At 59.6% G+C, this 1,912-nt stretch carries 1 protein-coding gene and 1 pseudogene; both read left to right on the top strand.

Features of this window, described 5'->3' with window-relative positions:
* A pseudogene (locus VBE63_RS28420) lies at nucleotides 1-513 on the top strand (L,D-transpeptidase); the annotation flags it as partial.
* A 62-nt stretch (nucleotides 514-575) separates the two neighbouring features.
* Entirely contained in the window at nucleotides 576-1,706 is a 1,131-nt protein-coding gene (locus tag VBE63_RS28415; protein WP_323686337.1) for an IS630 family transposase, read from the top strand.
* Nucleotides 1,707-1,912: the final 206 nt, after the last annotated feature.

The following is a 1,912-nucleotide window of genomic DNA, read 5'->3' as shown; positions in this document are numbered from 1 at the left end:
AGTGCATCGCGTAGGACAAGGGATATGGCGCAGTGGATTGTCAGCACGAAAGACAATCTCAACATGCCGTTCGCAATTGTCGATAAGGTAAACGCTAAGGTCTACGTATTTGACGCAGTCGGACAGTTTTATGGGGCCGCGCCCGTCCTGCTTGGGCACGCAAAAGGTGATCACTCCCCGCCGGGCATTGGTGATAAGCCTTTGTCGAGTATTCTGCCCGCAGAGCGTACGACGCCGGCTGGTCGCTTTGTTTCAGTCATTGGCCGCAATCACAAAGGCAAGGAAATACTCTGGCTTGACTACAAACAATCCCTATCCATGCATGCGGTCGTTAAGGGCTTAGCCCGAGACCGCCGAGCGGAACGCTTAGGCACTCCAACGCCGCTTGATAATCGTATTTCGTTCGGCTGTATCAATGTCCCAACGGATTTCTTCAAGGCTATGATACAAGGCAAGTTTACCGAGGCGGGCGGTGTTGTTTATATACTGCCGGAAACCAAGGGTTTTGGGTAATTTTCGGTTGGCAGGTCGGGCGGATCTCCCTCACCGATCGAGAACGCACGCAACTGCAGGCGTTGGTTCGTCAGCACAAAACGCCGCAACAGCTCGCCATCCGGGCGCGGATCATTCTTCAAGCCGACGCCGGGCGTGGCGTGAGCGAGACAGCTGCGGCCTTGCAGGTGAGTCGCTCACTGGTTCAACGCTGGCGCCGACGTTGGCGCGAGCGTGGCGATCAACGCCTGGAACAGCGGCTCTGCGATGAGCCGCGCCCGGGCACGCCAGCGACCTTCACTCCCGAGCAGATCTGCGCGTTGATCGCGCTGGCCTGCGAGACCCCGGTGCGCGAGGGGGTGACACTCACGCGCTGGACCTATCCGGACTTGGCCGCGGAGGCAATCGAGCGCGGGATCGTTGAGTGCATCTCTGCGCACTCCATCGGGCGTTTCCTGCGCGAGGTCGATCTCAAGCCCCATCGTGTTGAAGGGTGGATCAATACCCCACGCGACGGGGACTTCACCGAGCGCTGTCACGATGTCTGCGAGACCTACCGGCGCGCACCACAGCGCGCCGCCGAGGGCATCGAGACCTGCAGCATCGACGAGATGACCGGCGTGCAGGCCTTGGAGCGGGCCGCGCCGACCAAGCCCGTGCGCCCCGGGCGTGCCGAACGTCAGGAATTCGAGTACATCCGCCACGGCACGTTGACCCTGATCGCTACCTTCTGCGTGGTCACGGGAAAGGTCTTCCACCACATCGGCCCAACCCGCACGGCGGAGGATTTCGCCGCCTACCTCACCGCCCTGTTCGCCCAGCGCACGGCGGCAACACAGTGGCACCTGGTCATGGACAACCTCAACATCCATTGCTCCGAGGAGGTCGTGCGGCTCGTCGCCGAGGCGATCGGCTTCAGCGGTGATCTCGGCGTCAAGGGCCGCAGTGGCATCCTCGAATCGATGGCCACGCGCACCGCATTCCTTAGCGATCCGAGTCACCGTATCGTCTTCCACTTCACCCCCAAGCATGCCTCTTGGCTGAACCAGATCGAGATGTGGTTCTCCATCCTGGCGCGCAAAGTCCTACGCCGTGGCAACTTCACGTCGGTAGAGGATCTGGAGAAGCGTATCTGCGATTTCATCGACTTCTTCAACCGCACACTGGCCAAGCCGTTCCGCTGGACCTATGAAGGCAAACCTCTCGCAGCATGAATGAAACCTGCCTCAAGATTTTCACTCTGGACCACTAGCAGCCCAAGATCGTGGCCCTCATCGGGCCACCATACGAATGGCCGATGGCGATGGCGGAGTATCATCCATCGGGCTCCTTCAGGAATCGTTGCGTGAATTTTCTGACAACCGCACACAGCCAAAATCAATCACTATGGACTGTAAGTCCATAGTATGGGTTGCGGACT

Origin of the sequence: Lamprobacter sp. (genome assembly GCF_034860625.1) — a bacterium.
GTDB lineage: Bacteria > Pseudomonadota > Gammaproteobacteria > Chromatiales > Chromatiaceae > Lamprobacter.
The sequence above is the reverse complement of the archived record's forward strand: the minus strand, read 5'-3'. Positions and strand labels throughout refer to the sequence as shown.